Origin of the sequence: Parabacteroides sp. TM07-1AC (assembly GCF_003480915.1) — a bacterium.
Taxonomy (GTDB): Bacteria; Bacteroidota; Bacteroidia; order Bacteroidales; family Tannerellaceae; genus Parabacteroides; species Parabacteroides chongii.
Genome location: NZ_QUKD01000013.1, coordinates 60793 through 80052 on the forward strand (window position 1 = coordinate 60793; position 19260 = coordinate 80052).

The 19260-nt window shown below is 42.0% G+C and carries 15 protein-coding genes; 14 read left to right on the top strand and 1 reads right to left on the bottom strand.

What is annotated here, in order from left to right; translation table 11 throughout:
• Nucleotides 1-7 precede the first annotated feature (7 nt).
• The 7 genes from DXD68_RS21260 (at nucleotide 8) to DXD68_RS21290 (ending at nucleotide 8912) form a co-directional block, all read left to right on the top strand.
• Nucleotides 8-1102, top strand: a complete 1095-nt coding sequence (locus DXD68_RS21260; protein ID WP_122363474.1) for a glycosyltransferase family 1 protein — start codon at nucleotides 8-10, stop codon at nucleotides 1100-1102.
• Nucleotides 1080-2450, top strand: coding sequence for a glycosyltransferase family 39 protein (locus DXD68_RS21265; protein ID WP_122363475.1), 1371 nt, complete (start codon nucleotides 1080-1082; stop codon nucleotides 2448-2450). Before DXD68_RS21260 ends, DXD68_RS21265 begins: the two co-directional genes overlap by 23 nt.
• Entirely contained in the window at nucleotides 2451-3527 is a 1077-nt protein-coding gene (locus tag DXD68_RS21270; protein WP_122363476.1) for a glycosyltransferase family 4 protein, read from the top strand. It begins immediately after the preceding gene.
• 69 nt (nucleotides 3528-3596) lie between these two features.
• Complete coding sequence (locus tag DXD68_RS21275) at nucleotides 3597-4304, top strand: WecB/TagA/CpsF family glycosyltransferase (RefSeq protein ID WP_122363576.1); 708 nt, start codon at nucleotides 3597-3599, stop codon at nucleotides 4302-4304.
• An 11-nt stretch (nucleotides 4305-4315) separates the two neighbouring features.
• A complete protein-coding gene (gene wecB / locus DXD68_RS21280; RefSeq protein WP_122363477.1) occupies nucleotides 4316-5476 on the top strand; it encodes a non-hydrolyzing UDP-N-acetylglucosamine 2-epimerase in 1161 nt (386 codons plus the stop codon).
• Nucleotides 5473-7866, top strand: coding sequence for an SLBB domain-containing protein (locus tag DXD68_RS21285; protein ID WP_122363478.1), 2394 nt, complete (start codon nucleotides 5473-5475; stop codon nucleotides 7864-7866). The genes wecB and DXD68_RS21285 overlap by 4 nt, the downstream gene beginning before the upstream one ends.
• Nucleotides 7867-7871: 5 nt before the next feature.
• Complete coding sequence (locus tag DXD68_RS21290; protein WP_122363479.1) at nucleotides 7872-8912, top strand: GNVR domain-containing protein; 1041 nt, start codon at nucleotides 7872-7874, stop codon at nucleotides 8910-8912.
• Here DXD68_RS21290 and DXD68_RS21295 read toward each other — a convergent pair.
• Nucleotides 8899-11736: a bifunctional fucokinase/fucose-1-phosphate guanylyltransferase gene (locus DXD68_RS21295; protein ID WP_122363577.1), complete on the bottom strand. Its 2838-nt coding sequence runs from the start codon at nucleotides 11734-11736 to the stop codon at nucleotides 8899-8901. The genes DXD68_RS21290 and DXD68_RS21295 overlap by 14 nt on opposite strands.
• 279 nt (nucleotides 11737-12015) lie before the next feature.
• On the opposite strand from DXD68_RS21295, the gene DXD68_RS21300 reads away from it, so the two are divergent.
• The 7 genes from DXD68_RS21300 to DXD68_RS21335 all read left to right on the top strand — a co-directional run bounded on the left by DXD68_RS21300 (nucleotide 12016) and on the right by DXD68_RS21335 (nucleotide 19198).
• Nucleotides 12016-12618 (top strand): master DNA invertase Mpi family serine-type recombinase, encoded by a 603-nt coding sequence (locus DXD68_RS21300; RefSeq protein WP_122363480.1) that lies wholly within the window; start codon nucleotides 12016-12018, stop codon nucleotides 12616-12618.
• A gap of 614 nt (nucleotides 12619-13232) precedes the next feature.
• Entirely contained in the window at nucleotides 13233-13694 is a 462-nt protein-coding gene (ndk, locus tag DXD68_RS21310; RefSeq protein ID WP_122363482.1) for a nucleoside-diphosphate kinase, read from the top strand.
• 285 nt (nucleotides 13695-13979) lie between these two features.
• A complete protein-coding gene (locus tag DXD68_RS21315) occupies nucleotides 13980-14489 on the top strand; it encodes a DUF4494 domain-containing protein (RefSeq protein WP_075558338.1) in 510 nt (169 codons plus the stop codon).
• On the top strand, nucleotides 14486-15154 hold the full coding sequence (locus tag DXD68_RS21320) for a YggS family pyridoxal phosphate-dependent enzyme (protein WP_122363483.1): 669 nt from the start codon (nucleotides 14486-14488) through the stop codon (nucleotides 15152-15154). Before DXD68_RS21315 ends, DXD68_RS21320 begins: the two co-directional genes overlap by 4 nt.
• 22 nt (nucleotides 15155-15176) lie before the next feature.
• The gene (locus tag DXD68_RS21325) at nucleotides 15177-16154 is read left to right on the top strand and encodes a dihydroorotate dehydrogenase-like protein (protein WP_075558340.1); all 978 of its coding nucleotides are present in this window, start codon (nucleotides 15177-15179) and stop codon (nucleotides 16152-16154) included.
• A gap of 156 nt (nucleotides 16155-16310) precedes the next feature.
• The gene (locus DXD68_RS21330) at nucleotides 16311-16676 is read left to right on the top strand and encodes a MarR family winged helix-turn-helix transcriptional regulator (protein ID WP_122363484.1); all 366 of its coding nucleotides are present in this window, start codon (nucleotides 16311-16313) and stop codon (nucleotides 16674-16676) included.
• Nucleotides 16677-16741: 65 nt separating this feature from the next.
• Nucleotides 16742-19198, top strand: a complete 2457-nt coding sequence (locus tag DXD68_RS21335; RefSeq protein WP_122363485.1) for a CoA-disulfide reductase — start codon at nucleotides 16742-16744, stop codon at nucleotides 19196-19198.
• Nucleotides 19199-19260 lie beyond the last annotated feature (62 nt).

Below are 19260 nucleotides of genomic sequence, written 5' to 3' on the forward strand. Positions count from 1 at the left end.
ATCGACTATGATACATATCGTTGTTCTAATTGATACAAATATCGAAAGATACCCTCCCGTTATAGCCCTTTTGGATGCAATAACCCTGCAAGAAGACTTCTCCGTTACCGTTATCGAGGGAGAACATGATCCCAACATGGATAAACGTTATCAGAAACAGGCAACCTTTTTCCACCTGTACGGGAAACCTTATATGGGAAATCTGCTCCACAAAGCATACAACCGTATAAGCCGGATCATTAAATACAGGAAGTTTGTAAAGAACTATTTGACAAACAATGCATATGATGTTGTGTGGGTAGCAACAGCCGATACAGCCCTCCACTTACGGGGGATCATCGAGAAACATAATTTTATCCTGAACCTGTTTGAACTTTACGATACTTTTCCCGTTCGGTTAAAATGGCTGCATCATTTATCTGCGTATGCCCGCAACATAGTAGTTCCTGAAATAAACAGAGCCAATATATTCCGGGTATGGTTCAATCTGCCGGAAACTCCGTTTGTCATACCGAACAAACCTTCCGAACATCCGTGTTGTAAGAATCTGTCTGTCGACCAAATCGGTAACACCATTTTAGAACATATATCTAAAAAGATCATTCTATATCAAGGACACATCATTGAAGAAAGAAGACTGGATGCTATCTGTGAAGCCATATCGCAATTGCCGGATTACTGCCTGGTCCTGATGGGTAAGGAAACGGACTACCTGGTCGACCTGAAAAGCCGGTTTCCGTTTATCATCCATCAAAACTATGTTTCCCCGCCTCTTCACCTTAATATCACCAGTCATGCACATATCGGTATTGTCACTTATACGTATGAATCACTGAATAACATATTTTGTGCACCTAATAAAATCTGGGAATATGCAGGTTTTGGCATACCGATGCTCGGAAACAATATACCGGGTCTTCAATCGACTATCGGAGCATCGCAGGCAGGCATCTGCGTAGATACAGATAGGATTGGAGAGATATTGAATGCAATCCAGGCTATAGATAGCGAATATGAGTTTTATAGTAAAAAAGCACTCGCTTTTTATCATTCGGTTTCTATAAACAAGATGTATAAAGATGTTATATACCAATCATTATAACACAGTCTTCATCAGTTCCTGCATCTTCGTTTCTTATGCAGGATTAGCCATTGTGCTACCTTTGTTTTATCCGGCAAATGCTCCGGATAACGGGATGATTCTGTTTCAACTATTTTTCGCCTTATTGATTTTTATATTGGGCATCGAGGTCTTTTCCAAAAATAAAATAACCGGATGCCTACTGGGTATTATTCTATTCCAATATATAGCATCGGTGACACTACGTTATTATTATATCCAACATTTCGGAAATCCACTGGGATATAATCCGATCGATTCATGGCTATACCATTCAACAGGCGTTGCGGTTCAGAACTATTCGCTGGAAGAATTCTTCACTTATCTGAAGAGTAATAGCTTTAATGTAGACGACTGGGGATTCCCTCTTGTTGTCTACTTTGCTTACCATATTTTGGGAGATAATATAGGAATCGATTTGCTATTACTTCTCAACATACTGGTTATCACAATCTCTTCATTCCGGCTATATCAGCTAGCCGGTTATTTTTTGGACAAAAGTTATGCGCTCCTGGTTACATTTATTTGGGGGACGCTGCCGTTTCTGGCCTACACAACGGTAGTCGGGTTGAAAGAAAACTTTTTTCTGTTCTTTACTATCTCGTCTTTATATTATATGTATAGGTATCTGCAAAAAAAGAACCTGAAAAATCTCCTGTACTTTCTGATCTATACTTCCGGGTTATTCTTCTTCAGATATGCACTCGTTTTTATGATGTTCATTTCATTGATTACCGGTTTACTACTATTTAACAGCCAAAGTAGCAAAAGACTGAAATATCTGCTTATCGGAGCATGTGTTTTAGGTGGTTTTGCTTTCAAGATTGCCGTAGATCTTATCGCAACATTACAAGGAGGTTCTTATGAAGCTCTACTCGACGCAGTTGCTTACCGGATCGGAGAAAATTCATACGGAGGTACTTTTACTATGTTGGTTAATTTTATAGCCATGCTAATTGGCCCCTTCCCCAACTTTATATCTGACAGTGACAAGGCTAATTATATTACTATATACAGCTATACGGCATTTATAAAGATGCTGTTCTCCTTTTTTTATCTCTACGGAATCTGGTACATTTTCAAAAGGAAGCTTTACTATTATCTGCCGATGCTTGCTTTTATCTTTCTGCAAAGCATAATGATTTTCTTTACTTTCTATACGCTGCATATCCGTTATCAATTACCTCATATCCCGTTTCAACTGATCATTGCCGGATACGGATTGAATGTATTCGTTCATCAGCAAAGCAAAGTTGGAAAGCGGATGCTCACGACTTATATAGGCGGTGTATTTATACTTATCCTCATCTATAATTTAAGATTATCATAAATGAATTTACTGTTTGTTGTTCCGGACCTTTCGAATCTGGGAGGAGTTGCCAACCATTATTCGGGATTACATGATTACTGGACTTTCCCCGTATCTTATGAATATTATGGGAAACGGAAAGGAATTCCGGCCATCATCTGTTTCCCTTTCGATATCCTCAAATACATATTCAAACTGATGTTCTGCCGGATAGATATCGTATTCGTCAATCCTTCATTAAGAAGGTATCAACTGATACGGGACGGCATATACATTTTACTGGCTAAACTATTCCGCAAAAAGGTCGTGACTTTTATTCATGGCTGGGATACGAGCCTGGCCTCTGTTCTGATCAGGAAACCCGGATTGTTTAAATATGTATATAATAAATCCTCTCTCCTGTTTGTCTTATCCAGTGAATTCCAGAAACAACTAATTCGTATGGGGATTACCAGTCCCATCAGGTTAACTACCACCAAAGTGGATGACAAACTTCTGAAAACCTTCGATATTAACCATAGGAATGGTGAAATACGGCAAATACTCTTTCTGGCACGGATTATCAAAACCAAAGGAATTTTCATTGCACTAGATACTTTCAGACTATTGAAAAAAGAATTTCCCTGGCTGAAACTATTGATTTGCGGAGAGGGTTCTGACCGAATCAAAGCCGAAGAATATATTTTGCAAAATCATCTGGAGGATGTCCTGTTTACTGGAGCTGTTTCAGGTAACACTCTGATCAACGCTTTCAAAAACAGCGATCTATACATCCTTCCTTCCTATGAAGAAGGTATGGCGACTTCCATTCTGGAAGCAATGGCTTTCGGTCTGCCGATCGTTTCAAGACCTGTCGGAGGTATCGTCGATTACTTTATCGAAGGAGAAATGGGTTATCTGATCCCGACCCTCAACGCACAGGATTTCTATGAAGCCATCAGACAACTGATAGTAAATCCTAAACTCACCCGAACAATATCAGAGACCAATCACCGATATGCCTTGGAGCATTTCCTTGCTTCTACCGTTGCCAAGTGTTTGGAAACGGCATTATCAGAAGTGTTTCATCCTGATGAAACAACTGTTCCACTTAGGTGAAACAACTGTTTCTACCATATGAAACACTTGTTCCAATATAAAGAAAACAATGAAACACAAATAAGGAATATGCAAAAAAAACAAGTTACATTAAATGGTATAAAGGTTTTCCCCTTTATTTCTGCCCAAGAGCTTTTACAATATGTAAATAGCCGGAAAGGAATCTTAATAGCTATCAACGCAGAAAAGATATTACATGCAACCAGCCAGACGCGCGATATCATAAACCGGAACATCGGTTATTGTGACGGATATGGAGCCGTTATGGCGCTGAAAAAGAAAGGTTATAAAAATGTAGCTAAGATTCCAGGCTGTGAATTATGGCTGAAAATAACAGCTGCATTGTATGATAAAAATAAAACATTCTATCTGGTTGGCAGTACACAGGAAGTCATCGAACAAACCATCAGCAAATTAAAACAGGAGTATCCTGGTATCCGATTCGCCAATTATCGAAACGGATATATCAAATCCGAAGAAGAGAAAGCGGCGTTACTCGCCGATATCCAAAGTAAGAAACCTGATGTCGTATTTGTTGCCATGGGATCACCTAAACAGGAGTTGCTTATGGAGGAAATGTTCAAAGTACATCCGGCCATCTACCAAGGATTGGGTGGAAGTTTCGATGTCTATACCGGTCAGGTCAAACGTGCTCCAAAATGGTGGGTCGACCATAACCTGGAGTTTGCTTACCGTCTGATAAAACAACCCAGCCGTATCAAACGGCAAATCCATCTGATCCGCTTTTTAATATTAGTCAAACTAGGTAAAATATAATCAACACAAGTATGAAAAAAGTAATGTTAGTATTCGGCACTCGTCCCGAAGCAATCAAAATGGCTCCGCTCATTAAAGAATATCAGAAATATCCGGAAGATTTCCAGACCATCGTATGCGTCACAGGACAACATAGGGAGATGTTGGACCAAGTCCTTCATATCTTCGACATCCACCCTGATTACGATTTGAATATAATGAAACAAGGACAGGATTTATATGATGTAACCGCCCGGGTTCTGACTGGTATGCGGGAGGTCTTATCCGAATCACGTCCGGACCTCGTGCTGGTACACGGAGATACCACCACCTCTACCGCTGCTGCCCTCGCCGCGTTCTATCAGCAAATCCCTGTCGGACATGTAGAGGCAGGCTTGCGGACACATAATATATACAGCCCGTGGCCGGAAGAAATGAACCGGCAACTTACCGGACGAATCGCTTCCATTCATTTCTCCCCCACACAATTAAGCAAAAAAAATTTACTGGACGAAAATATTGCAGAAAAGAATATCATCGTTACGGGAAATACGGTCATCGATGCCTTGTATCAGATGGTAGAAAAAATAAAAAAGAATGAAGAATTAAGGCAACAACTGGAGAATGAACTGAATAGATCCGGATATAAAATCTCACGGTTAACCGAACAAAGTAACCGGAAATTGGTTTTAATAACAGGTCATCGTCGTGAGAACTTCGGAAAAGGATTTATTTCTATATGCAAAGCGATTAAGACATTAGCCGAGAATCATCCGGATATCGACTTTGTATATCCAATGCATCTGAATCCGAATGTACGGCAACCGATCCGGGAAATATTCGGAGATTCAAAACCATCCAATATGTTCTTTATAGAACCTTTGGAATATTTACCGTTCATCTATCTGATGGAACTGTCAACACTTGTTCTTACAGATAGCGGAGGTATTCAGGAAGAAGCACCAGGACTGGGAAAACCGGTTTTGGTCATGCGTGAAACAACAGAACGCCCGGAAGCATTAAACGCCGGAACTGTCAGGTTAGTCGGAACGGACTTCAACAAGATCGTAGCGGAGACATCCCGACTACTGGAAGACAGTACGTATTATGATCAAATGAGTAAAGCCGTGAATCCGTATGGAGATGGGTTCGCTTGCCAGAGAATCGTAACAAAAACAAAAGAAATTGTATGAACACTGTAAAAAGGTACTCTTTTTGTATTTTCTGTCTTTTAATATGTACCGGCATCAAAGCACAGGTATCTCAGGAGCTACTGGATAAAGCCCGGCAGGCAGGTATGTCGGAGGAGCAGATTCAGCAGGAAATGTCAAAATACATCGATAAGACGAAAACGTCAACAACTACCCAACAATCCCAAACAGAACAATTCATTCCGGAAAAAGAGATTCCCGGCCGGGCACCTCTTACCAATAAAGAATTACCTCCCCTGGAACTCCAGCGAGAAGAGAATAAGCCGGAGCAGAAACTGGAAGATATCGTATTCGGACGTGAAATATTCTCAGAAAAGAATCTGACTTTTGAACCGGTCTTAAATATTCCGACGCCCGTTAATTACCGGCTTTCAGCCGGTGATGAAGTACTCATCCATGTATGGGGAGATTCGGAATTAAACCTGAAACTGACAATATCGCCCGATGGAACAATTATTATACCCGATATCGGACCTGTCACCCTTAGCGGACTGACCATAGAAGCTGCCGAACAACGGATACGACAGGAACTCGGCCGCATTATGGCTACTATAGACGGCAGGGAGCCTAATACATTTGTATCGGTCAGTCTTGGACAGATCCGCAGCATCAAGGTCAACATTGTCGGTGAGGCAGTAGTTCCCGGAACTTACACATTGACCTCACTTGCCACTCTGTTCAATGCCTTATACGCTGCCGGTGGAGTAAACAACATCGGTTCGCTGCGTAGTATCAAAGTATACCGTAACAGTAAAGAAATTGCCAATCTGGATGTTTATAATTATTTGCTCCACGGCGAATACAATACAAATATACGACTGGAAGATAACGATATGATCATCATCGGTCCGTATGAACAGCTCGTAGTAGCCAAAGGAAAAATAAAACGCAATCGAATCTTTGAATTAAAAAAGGGAGAAACTCTTTCACAATTACTGGATATGGCGGGAGGATTTACCGGAGATGCATACACCAGGGATGTTACCGTAAAAAGAAAATCCGGAACACGTTATCAGATTGCAACAGTTACAGAGGAACAGTTCCCCACATTCACATTTCATGACGGTGACTCACTACTGGTTGACTCTGTCATTCCTTTTTACGAAAATAGATTAACCATCTCCGGTGCCATATGGCGTCCGGGAGAATATGAACTGAGTCCTTCTGTCCATACAGTCAAACAATTGATACAGCAGGCTGCCGGTTTAAAAGGAGATGAATTTACAGGGCGAGCTCAAATTACCCGCCTGAACCCCGATTTCACACATTCTGTCATTGCGATCAATATACAAGATATATTGAACGGCACCTCACCGGACATTGAGTTACAGAACGAAGACCAGTTATATATCCCCTCACTGTTTGATTTGCGGGAGCCTTATACGATCAAGATTGGAGGAGCCGTGAACCAGCCGGATACCGTCTTACCCTATCGTAAGAATATGACAATAGAGGATGCGATCGTACTGGCAGGAGGATTACAGGAAGCGGCGGCAACTGTCAATGTGGAAGTTGCCAGGCGCATAAAAAATCCCCAATCCTCCCAAAGTACGGAACAAATAGCCAAAGTGTTCAAGTTTACCCTAAAAGATGGCTTGGAAATAACCTCTGGTGACACATTATTCACATTGGATCCTTTTGACGAAGTATATGTCCGTTTCTCTCCGGAATACCAAAAGCAACAAGTTGTGAAAGTGAACGGCGAAATTATGTTTGCCGGAAGCTATGCTCTTCCGCATAAAAACACACGATTAAGCGATCTGATCAAAGAGTCGGGAGGTATCACCCCGGGAGCCTATGTAAAAGGAGCCAGCCTAAAACGAAAACTCAGCGACGACGAGATCAGACAGGTCGAAACTCTTTTACAATTAAGCAATTCCAATAAACAAAGTAAAGATTCGATCGCCTTATCGATGGCAGACATACATGATTATCCGGTCGGTATCGACCTGGAGAAAGCACTGTCTCATCCGGGATGTACGGAGGACCTGGTTTTACAGGATGGAGACATTCTATATATTCCTCAGTTACAAAGCACCGTAAAGATCAGTGGAGCAGTAACCTATCCTAACAGTATCACTTATAACAAAGGAATGTCGGTTCGCGATTGTCTCTCACAAGCCGGAGGTTATAACGATCTTTCCCGCAAATATCCGATCGTCATTTACATGAACGGACAGGTTGCAACAACCCGAAGGACCGGAATATTCTTTAAGCGATATCCGAAAGTCGAACCCGGATGTGAAATTGTCGTACCAAGCAAATCGCAGCGTAACCGTGGAGCCAGCTTATCAGAAATAATGAGTATCAGCAGTTCTGCAACATCAATGGCTGCAATGGTAACTTCCATCATAAATATGATTAAAAAATAATATCCATGGGTAATGAAATTAGACTACTCCTGTATGCATGGAAAAAGCGAATGTTATTTCTAAAAACGTGTGGAACTGCTATTATCATCGGTTTGATTATAGCAGTCAGCATTCCCAAAGAATATATAACTACCGCTAAACTGGCTCCGGAAACAAATGATAATACCAAAAAGGTCGGAGATTTAGGGGGACTGGCAGCGATGGCAGGTATCAACCTGAATAATACAGGCAGTTCCGACGCCATCTCTCCCGAACTGTATCCGGATGTTGTTCAAAGCATACCTTTTCTGGTTGAATTATTTCCTGTGCAAGTTACAGATAAAAAAGGGACACTCCACTTGTCAGTGTATGATTACATCAGTAAACACCAGCGTGAAGCCTGGTGGAACTATATATTGGGCATTCCTTCCCGAGGACTGACAGCTATAAAACAACTGTTTTCCGAAAAAAGAGAACAATCGGATGAAGTGAATCCTTTCTATCTGACAGGCGAGCAGCAACAGGTTATAAATGGATTAAGAAATCGTATATCCATCTTTGTCGACAAAAAAACAATGGTAATAACGATTAATGTCCGTATGCAAGATCCTGTCATTTCTGCAACATTAACAGATGTCATATTGGAGAAACTCCAGACCTATATTACCAGCTATCGGACCCAAAAGGCAAAACAAGATTTGAAATTTACAGAAAAAGTGTATGCAGAAGCCCGGGATGCCTATTATAAATCCCAACAGGCATACGCAAAATTCGAGGATTCCAACAAAAATATCATATCTGCCAGCTACCGCACGGAACAGGAACGCCTAAAAAACGAAATGACATTAACATTCAATGTCTACAACTCACTGGCACAAAAATATGAACAGGATAAACTAAAAGTACAGGAGCAAACGCCGGTATATGCAATTATCGACCCTGCTACTGTACCTTTAAAAGCAATCTCTCCTAATAAAGTGATTATTATAATGGCATTCCTCTTTATGGCATTAGTAGCCACTATAGGATACCTGTTTATAAAAGATAATACTGTCAGGACCGACTGATCTGCAACCCCTTATCCGAAAGCCCCATTTCTACAAAACGGGCATTCGGATTACGCGGAGAAGCCGTCAACTGTTTACGTATCAGCAAAGCAGCTTCCGGGTCTTTTGCTACGATATACAAATAGCCGCCACCGCCTGCTCCAGGTAGTTTATAACCTAAGGCATAATCTTTTATCTGCGCGATCAGTTCTTCTACTGCAGGGGGATTCGTTCCGGAATCGAGTGCCTTCTTCTGTTCCCAGGTCTTTGCGATAAGTTTACCGTACGTTTCAAAATTACCGCATTGAATAGCATCGAACATATCCAGAGCATGCGTCTTCATTTCTGAAAGCAGACGAAGATGTGTGGTACTATTCAGAAACATACCTTGTACAATTTCTGCCAGAATATTCTTGGCCGTACGGGTTATTCCTGTATAATATAACAAATGACAAGCCTGATATTGCGGGTCGGTAAACAAATATTCCGGTAACCAACGCACGGAAGGATTCTGATTGAAGCCTTCTCCTGTCTGTAACAGTTTCAGACCATGTAATCCCCCGCCATACTGATCCTGCCAGCCTCCGCCTGTTGTAAGCAGTTGCTCTAAAATCAAGGTACGATATCCTATCTTACTTTTATCCCACGCCAGACCACAAAAATCGGATATTGCTCCAAGCACGGTCGCAGCCAAAATAGAACTGGTCCCGAGTCCCGATCCAGCCGGAATAGCCGCCAGTAAAGTAACTTCCAGTCCACAACCGAAACTTTTCAACTGATCTTCCAGTGAAGAGTGATGCGTTGCAGAAAATTCAGGGATAAAGCCGGCTAGAGACAAAGCCGCTTTCGGGATAGAGAAAGGAGAACCGATCTTTTTATAATCACGCAATTCATCCCAGGTAGAAACAACTTCCATCGCTCCCAGGTCGATAGAACGCAAGATGATCTTATATTCTTTCGAAGGCTTTACATATACCTGCAAAGGTGGTTGACCGTTCAACTCGATGGCTACATTGACCACATTCCCTCCGGCGTACATGCAATAAGGAGGAGTATCAGTCCATCCACCAGCCAGGTCGATGCGGACCGGACTTCGCCCCCACACAATTTGGTCACGATATACATTCAGATAAGGAGATTGCTTTTCTCCGGATACGGAACTGATCAATCCTTCTCGTAATAAAGAAAAAGCTTCCTGTTGCTCTCCCTCATACGGTTTCCCTTCCAATTGTAATACACGAGCTCGGAACATCCGGTTATGTATCTGTTTCATCAATGGTGTTTCAGTAGGAAGTACATCCGGCAAATCAAGATTTCCTCCAACAAACTCGCGAGCAGCATCTGCCAGGTCCAACTGGTAGAATACGCTTTTCTCATGATTGGCTGCCAACATAGGCCAATTGGCATAACGGAATTTCTCACGCTGGGCAAAAAGTCTGCTCAGATTAGCACGATCGGATAATTCATTTGCCGACATTTTCTCCGACGACAGCCATATATCCCTGCCACTTTCCAGTTCCGGTTCAGAAACCATCCACCGCATAACCAAGCCCAATTCTTCGATACTTTTACATACCGGGAATAATGCAGCATTCTGTAAGTCAGCGAAAACCTCCAATAGGATACCTCTATCCTCTGCCCACTTAGCGACAGGATATCCCATAAAGACTGTTTTCTCATCAGTCGATGTTCCTTTAAACGGATCATTGAATCCATACGGACGAGCCACCCAGTCCTGTTCTCCGACAGGTACAACATCAAGACAAACACCGGACGGGATATCCAATGTCCAATCGTTTTCAGGAATTCCGGTTATAATATGTCGGTTATCCAGCTTCCAGTGCTTACCTATATAGCTGTTCTCAATCCATAACTCCGAATTCGCGGCAGTCAGGATGATATTAATCGATGCATTCTGCACAAACATGGCAGGATGAGGTTTAACCTTCCGGTGCATGATAGCCCGCTGATCGCGGACCAAATTCTGCACAGCCAGCGTCGAAGAGATCAGTTCGCGGCTCGTCCCATAATGATAAAACTCCCCTCCCTCCAAAGGAAGGATAGCCACACTCAACCGGTTCAACTCTTCATCGGGAATACGGGGATGTTCACCCAAAGCCAGTCCAAATTCGGAATAGAGGTCGTATGATTTCATGGTCTTTCCATCGGCTGTATACGAGTGTTTCATCAGCAACTCCATAGCCCGGTCACTTAGTAACCACACGCCTATATCCATCAGAAAAAGATGTGTCTGAGCCAACTGCCCCAAATCGGACAAAGACGGTTTCTGAAGCATAAAGTCCAATTTATCGGGAGTTTGTCTATCGGAAACAAATACACCATGATTGGTTGCCAAAGCCGGATCGACCCATAGCCCGTAACAAACGACATCCACATCCGGAATATCCTGCAACAGTTCACTATTTCGTATATATACATCCCCACTGGCAATCAGTGTATGGAGCGATTCAGGAGCTTTCTCCATAATCTCCTCATAAAGGGGAAGCTGCAAAGACAATAGATTTTGTGATAACTTCTGCCCCCTCGCCCACCGAAAGACAGGAATTGGTGTCAATATTTTTCCGGAAGGAGCATACCCCGGTAAACGCCGGCTCTGCCCGCCGGCATGTAGCAATATCCTTTTCTCCTTTGCCAACCATTCTTTCACAGGGAGACTAGATGCCTCTTTCTGCCAACATGCTTCAATCAGCCAGGTAGTTCCTCCTCCGGATCCCAAACGGGCACCTACCGGATCTGAAGTACAAAACCACTCATCCACATCTGTTTTTGTTATTCTGTGGAAACTATTTACCAAATTGGGAGGCAATGATAATAATTTCTTCATATTTATATATGTATCAGGAAATGATGAAATCAATTCCATCCAATTAATCTAATCTTTGTTACAAAAGTAGTTTTTCCTTCCATTTCGATTACATGGAAGTTAAATTTTAATTTAATTTTACCATTCAATATGCTATTGGTTTAAATTATTATATTCATATTTGTAGGGAAAAACAACTTACATATCCAGTTGACGATAAAAAACGTTGGTTTTTACTAATCACCCCCTCTCATTTAGTTTTCTAACGTATCTTTAGTTATTCATTTAATATTCAATTGTATGATATACGGTTATGTAAGAGTCAGTACAGATAAGCAAAGTACTGAAAATCAGCGATTTGAAATAGAAAAGTTCGCAAAAGCCAAAAGCATGCGTATTGATCGCTGGGTAGAAGAAACAATCAGTGGAACGACTGATGTCGCAGAACGGCAGCTTGGCCGTTTAATTAAACAAATTCGTAAGGGAGATATCCTGGTTACAACCGAGTTATCACGTTTAGGACGTAATCTGATGCAGGTTATGAGCTTTCTCCATCAATGCATGGAAAAAGACATTTTTGTGATTACGGTAAAGGAGCGCTATGAGTTGGGAAACAACATCAACAGCAAAATTTTGGCATTCGCTTTCAGCCTGAGTGCAGAGATCGAACGTAACCTGATTTCACAACGTACCAAAGAGGCATTAGCCAGAAAAAAGAAAGAAGGTACAAAGCTGGGACGTCCTAAAGGAGGAAAATCTGAACTGTACAAACTTTCCGGTAAGGAAAGCATGATTCGAAAGCTCCTGGAGGAAAAGAAAACCAAGCTGTACATTAGTAAAAAATTAGGTGTAAACAGACAAACTCTAAGGGATTTTATGAAAATGAATCCGGAATTGGACTGATTATAGAAATATTAAGTTTTTTGTCATCCGAAGAGTATATGCCTAAATTGTTAAACAATGCAATCCTAGTAAATGAATTCTAAGCTAAATTGTTTATTTATAGTTGTTTGTTCTAAATACACGGGAAACGCCGGTATTGAAATTTCCAATATTAATACTGTTTGTGTTCTACGGGAATATTTTACCCACAATTACACACTAATTTCCAGCCATTTAGCATCAACTATCAATCTGTATAAAATTAATTTACAATGATTTACGCATTAAAGGCAGATATACGGATAATCTTCGGTCAAGGCAGATGTTTTTTGATAATAAATCAGAGATTGTAAAAATTACACCAAGAGAAAAAAATCAAGGAATAAACAAAATGGATATAGGCATCCTGTTTAAAAAATGAAAAAGATGATTCCATAGCGCAGCAAGAAATTAAAAGGACAAAGACTCCATATCTTACTTTAGTAAAGAATTAGTTGTGTATAGAGAAAACATTACTTTTCTATCTCTTTTTTACACATTATTATACTATAAATTAAGTAATAGTGAATAAATATACTATCTTTGGAATAATTAGCGTAAAGTGGAATGTTGAACCTTATAAAAAGAAATTCAAAATGGAAAGAACACTTGTAATATTGAAACCATGCACTATTCAGCGAGGTTTGATCGGTGAAATCATTGCTCGTTTCGAAAAAAAAGGATTAATCCTTGAAGGTATGAAAATGACCTGGTTAACAGATGAAATTTTGAGCGAACATTACGCTCACCTAAAAGAAAGGCCTTTTTTCCAAAGAGTTAAAGATGCAATGGCAGTATGTCCTGTCGTTGTTTGTTGCTGGAAAGGAGTCGATGCCGTAAATGTAGTACGCACGTTGGCAGGCGCTACCAATGGTAGAAACGCTGCTCCCGGTACTATTCGCGGGGACTATAGCATGAGTGTACAGGAAAATATCGTACATGCTTCCGACTCACAGGAGACAGCTGCCATCGAATTAAAAAGATTCTTCAATGATGACGAATTATTTAATTATGAGACAAAAAACCTGCTCAGCCTTTACGCAAATGACGAATTCTGAGAAATAAAACAAAACAAAAAGCCGGAAAAAAGAAATTTCATACTCTTTTCCGGCTTTTCTATTTCAGATATCTCATCCTATCCTCCCGGACCGGATGAACAACCTCATTACTAATCTAAAAATCTAATACCATGAAAAACACACTATATCATATAAACAAGCCCTTTGCATGAAATGTTTCCAAATAAATAAAGAAATTCATTGCAGTTGTATTATTCCCGAATTGGACCTATATTTGTACTGTATTTTAAACATGAGTACAGACAAAAATTAAAAGAAAACAATATGCATAGTTGGTTTGAATGTAAAGTCTCCTTTGAAAAAGTACTGGAGAACGGAATGCAAAAGAAAGTAACAGAACCTTACCTGGTCGATGCCCTCTCCTTTACGGAAGCAGAAGCACGTATCATCGAAGAAATCCGCCCGTTCATTTCCGGCGAATTTACTGTTACAGACATTAAACGCGCACGCCTCTCTGAATTATTCTTCAACGAAAACGGCGACCGTTTCTACAAGATCAAGGTCTATTTCATCACGCTCGACGAGAAAAGCGGTGCTGAGAAAAAAACAGCAGCACAAATGCTTGCCCAGGCATGCACATTAAAAGAAGCCATCGCTGTATTGGAAGAAGGCATGAAAGGTACAATGGCCGATTACACGATCGCATCGGTTACGGAAACCATGCTGATGGATGTATTCCCATTCTCTGCCAGCGACGACAAAACACCTAAATCAGGAGAAGAACTGATTGCTGAACAGAAGAAACAGGCTGAAGACAAAGCACAGGAAGCATGAGCATCTCCCAGAATATAGTACAGCTAAAGGCATCGTTACCGGCAAACGTCACGCTGGTAGCCGTGTCTAAGTTTCATCCGGCAGCAGCATTGGAGGAAGCCTACAATGCTGGCCAGCGTGTCTTCGGCGAAAGCAGGGCACAGGAGCTGACGGCTAAACAAAAAGTACTACCGGGTGATATAGAATGGCATTTTATCGGTCCGCTGCAAAGCAATAAAGTGAAAGATATCGCACCTTTTATCCATACGATCCATAGCATCGATTCCCTCAAATTATTGCAGGAGGTAAACAAGCAAGCTTTAAAAAACAGCCGTGTTATCCGTGTCTTGCTGGAAATACACGTTGCACAGGAAGAAACAAAACACGGACTGTCACCAGACGAATGCCGCGAACTTCTGCAAAACGAACAACTCGCCGAACTAAGGAATATTCAGATATGCGGATTGATGGGAATGGCGACCTATACAGATGATACAACGCTCATCCAACAGGAATTTCACACCTTGCATGAACTTTTCAGTGAATTAAAATCTATATATTTCAAAGGAAATGATAATTTTGCAGTGTTATCCATGGGAATGAGCCACGATTATCCGATTGCCATTCGTCAGGGTAGCACTATGATACGGGTTGGAACCAGTATTTTCGGCGAACGCGAGTACTAATTACATTAAAATTGAATCTGACATGATTGACATTAAAACCCAATACGCGGGACTAACACTTCGCAATCCTTTAATTGTAGGAAGTTCAGGTTTGACAAATAATCCTGAGCGAAACAAGGAATTCGAAAAGGCCGGTGCCGGAGCCATTGTTCTCAAATCTCTTTTTGAGGAACAAATCGAAATGCAGAGCGATTCGCTTATGCAGGACTCCGATTATCCAGAGGCCGCTGACTATATCCGCGGTTATGTAAAAGCAAACCAGGTAAACAACTACCTGGAACTGATCAAAAAGACGAAAGAACAGTGCACCATTCCTATCATTGCCAGCATCAACTGTTACAAGTCTGATGTATGGATTGATTTTGCCCGCCAGATAGAGCTGGCAGGAGCAGACGCTCTGGAACTGAATGTATTCTTCCTTGAAACAAGTTTGGAATACAACCCCGACGAGATACGCGACCTCTACGTCAATATCATCCGGAAAGTAAAGGAAACGATTTCAATACCTGTTATTATAAAGATCGGGAAAAATGTCGGAAATATCCCGGCACTGGTCAACACATTAAAGGTAAACGGAGCAGACGGTATCGTTATGTTCAACCGTTTCTACCAGCCGGATATCGACATTAATAATATGCAGATAGTATCCGGCAATGTATTCAGCAACCACTCCGACCTGAGTGATACGATCCGTTGGACCGCAATTGTATCCGGAAAGGTACCCGGAATAAGCATTGCTTCTTCTACCGGTATTCATGACTGGGAAGACGTGATCAAATGCCTGTTGGCAGGAGCTTCAGCCGTACAGATGTGCAGCGCATTATATACACATGGCGGTGAAATCATTTCACAGGTACTTACCTGCATAGAAGAATGGATGCACCAGGCACACTATCAAAGCCTGTCACAATTCCAGGGTAAACTGAACTACGCCAACATTCCTAATCCGGCAATGTACGAGCGTTCACAGTTTATGAAATACTTCTCAAACAGAGACTAAATTCATCTTATAAAATAAAAATGGACAAGGCTTCACTACCTTGTCCATTTTTTTATCCCTTGATCATAGTCAAAAGCATTTTAAAATATATTTTCCACTAAACACTATTTATATCTGAAATATTATTATATTTGCACCATCATTAAAGAAAACAAGATGGAAGCAATTTGCGTAATAAAAGACATCTATAAAACATTGTACCAATTTGAGAAAGCATTCTCGGAGGTACATGAGATCACAATCAATGAAGCCATGCTGCTTTGCTGCCTGAAAGACAACCAGGCAAAATCAGCCGGTACGATTTGTGATTATATCGGTTTATCGAATTCACGAGTATCCAAGGTTATTACTTCCGTCGAAAACAAAGGATTCATCCACCGTGCAATCAGTAAGGAAGATAAGCGGCAGATGTTTTTCTCTCTTACCCCGAAAGGCAAAGAGAAAGTTCAGCAGATGATGAATGCCGAATTGCGTTTCGACAGTCTGTTCGATAAATTGCAGCAATGCATGAAAAAAGGGTAAAACCTTTTTTTATCAATATGTTTTCCATTGACAAATATGTATAATAAAAATAATATATCTACAACATGAAATACTTAATAGTTGGAGGAGTTGCCGGTGGAGCTACCGTAGCAGCCCGTTTACGCAGAATCGATGAAAATGCAGAAATAATCCTGTTCGAACGAGGCAAATATGTCTCTTATGCCAATTGCGGACTACCTTATTACATTGGCGGAACTATTACTGAGCGCGACAAACTGTTCGTACAGACAGCGCAGGGATTTACCGCCCGTTTTAATATAGATATTCGTACCGAGCAGGAAGTCACAGCCATCCATCCGAAAGAAAAGACTGTTGAAATAAGAGAACTCAATACAGCCCGGACATACATTGAAAACTACGACAAATTAATTCTTTCTCCCGGAGCGGAACCGCTTCGTCCCGGCATCGAAGGGATCAATAGCGATAAGATATTCACATTACGTAATGTACCCGATACAGACACAATCAAAAAGTACGTCAGCCGGAATAATCCGCGCCATGCAGTAGTAGTGGGCGGCGGATTTATCGGATTGGAAATGGCAGAAAACCTGCATCATCTAGGCATCCGGGTAGCGGTCGTTGAGATGGCAAACCAAGTCATGGCTCCGTTGGATTATTCCATGGCTGCCATTGTACATCAGCAATTAATAGAAAAACAGGTGGACCTCCGCCTGGAAGATGGTGTATCTCGTTTCGAAGAAACACCTGAAGGGATCATCGTTCATCTGCGTAGCGGAAAACAGATTACAACCGACCTGGTATTACTCAGTATCGGAGTTCGTCCTGAAACCAGGTTGGCAAAAGAAGCCGGATTATCCCTGGGATCATTAGGAGGCATTGCCATAAACGACTACATGCAAACTTCCGATCCGGACATCTACGCCTTGGGAGACGCCGTTGAAGTACTCAATCCGGTAACAGGAAAACCAGCCCTGATCCCACTTGCCGGGCCGGCCAACAAACAGGGACGCATCGTTGCCGACAATATCGTGTTCGGCAACCGCGAAACTTACAAGGGAACTATCGGCACCTCTATTGCAAAGGTATTCGACCTGACAGTTGCTGCTGCCGGAGCCAATGCCAAATTGTTAAAACGCGAAGGTATCCCCTATCAGTCGTCGTATACGCATTCGGCATCACATGCCGGTTATTATCCGGGAGCAGTCCCGATGTCTATCAAAATATTATTCTCACCGGATAACGGACAGCTGCTGGGCGCACAGGTTGTCGGATTCGACGGAGTGGACAAACGGATCGAAATGCTTGAACAGGTTATACAGCGCAAAGGGACAGTCTACGACCTGACCGAACTTGAGCAAGCCTATGCTCCCCCCTATTCATCGGCAAAAGATCCGGTAAATATGGCCGGATATGTAGCAGAAAACATTCTTACTAAAAAGGTAGAGGTTATAGATTGGCGTAAAATAAGCCAACTGAGTAGCGACACCATCCTGGTAGACGTACGCACGGCCGACGAATATTCTTTGGGATCTATTCCGGGTGCAATCAATATACCGGTCGACGAACTCCGCAACCGCCTGTCGGAATTGCCTAAAGATAAACCGATCGTGGTGACCTGTGCCGTTGGTCTGCGCGGATACCTGGCTTATCGCATTCTGGTTCAGCATGGCTATAAAGATGTAAAGAACCTGTCGGGTGGTTATAAAACATGGAGCATCGCGACCGCTAAACCTGTTTTAAAACAGACCGAAAGTAATCAACAAACAACAAAACCGGAAGAACCGTCTGCTGTAACCTCCGCTCGCCCTGCTTCACAGAAGACCGTACAGGTCGATGCCTGCGGCTTGCAATGCCCCGGACCGGTTATGCAATTGAAAAAGCATTATGCCGAAATAAATACAGGCGATCGTTTGCTGATCACAGCCACCGACCAAGGGTTCGGCAAAGATGTAGGAGCCTGGTGTAACATGACAGGGGCACAATTGGTGAGTGTCGAGAATAAATCAGGTATCATTCACGCCACAATCGAAAAAGCAGAACCTAAAAGTTCCTGCAAAATGGTAAACGGGGCCGACAATAAAACACTGATTGTATTCAGCGACGACCTGGATAAAGCGCTGGCCTCCTTCGTCATCGCCAACGGAGCGGCCTCTACCGGTAAGAAAGTAACCATGTTCTTCACCTTCTGGGGATTAAACGTAATCAAGAAAAGACAGAAACCGGCCGTATCGAAAGATATCTTCGGAAAAATGTTCGGCTGGATGCTTCCTGCCCACAGCGGTAAACTGAAGTTGTCGAAGATGAACATGGGAGGCGCCGGAAGTTGGATGATGCGTCTGATCATGAAGAAAAAACATATCGACAGCCTGGAAAGCCTGATCGCACAAGCCGCCGAAAACGGTGTCGAAATGATTGCCTGCACCATGAGTATGGATGTGATGGGCGTCAAGGAAGAAGAACTGATGGATAACGTTACACTGGGCGGTGTTGCCACTTACCTGGAACGCGCAGAAGATGCCAATGTAAACCTATTCATCTAACCAAGATTAGCTACAAAAAAAGGATGCACCCTCTTCGTGGAAAGGGTGCATCCTTTTTTTAA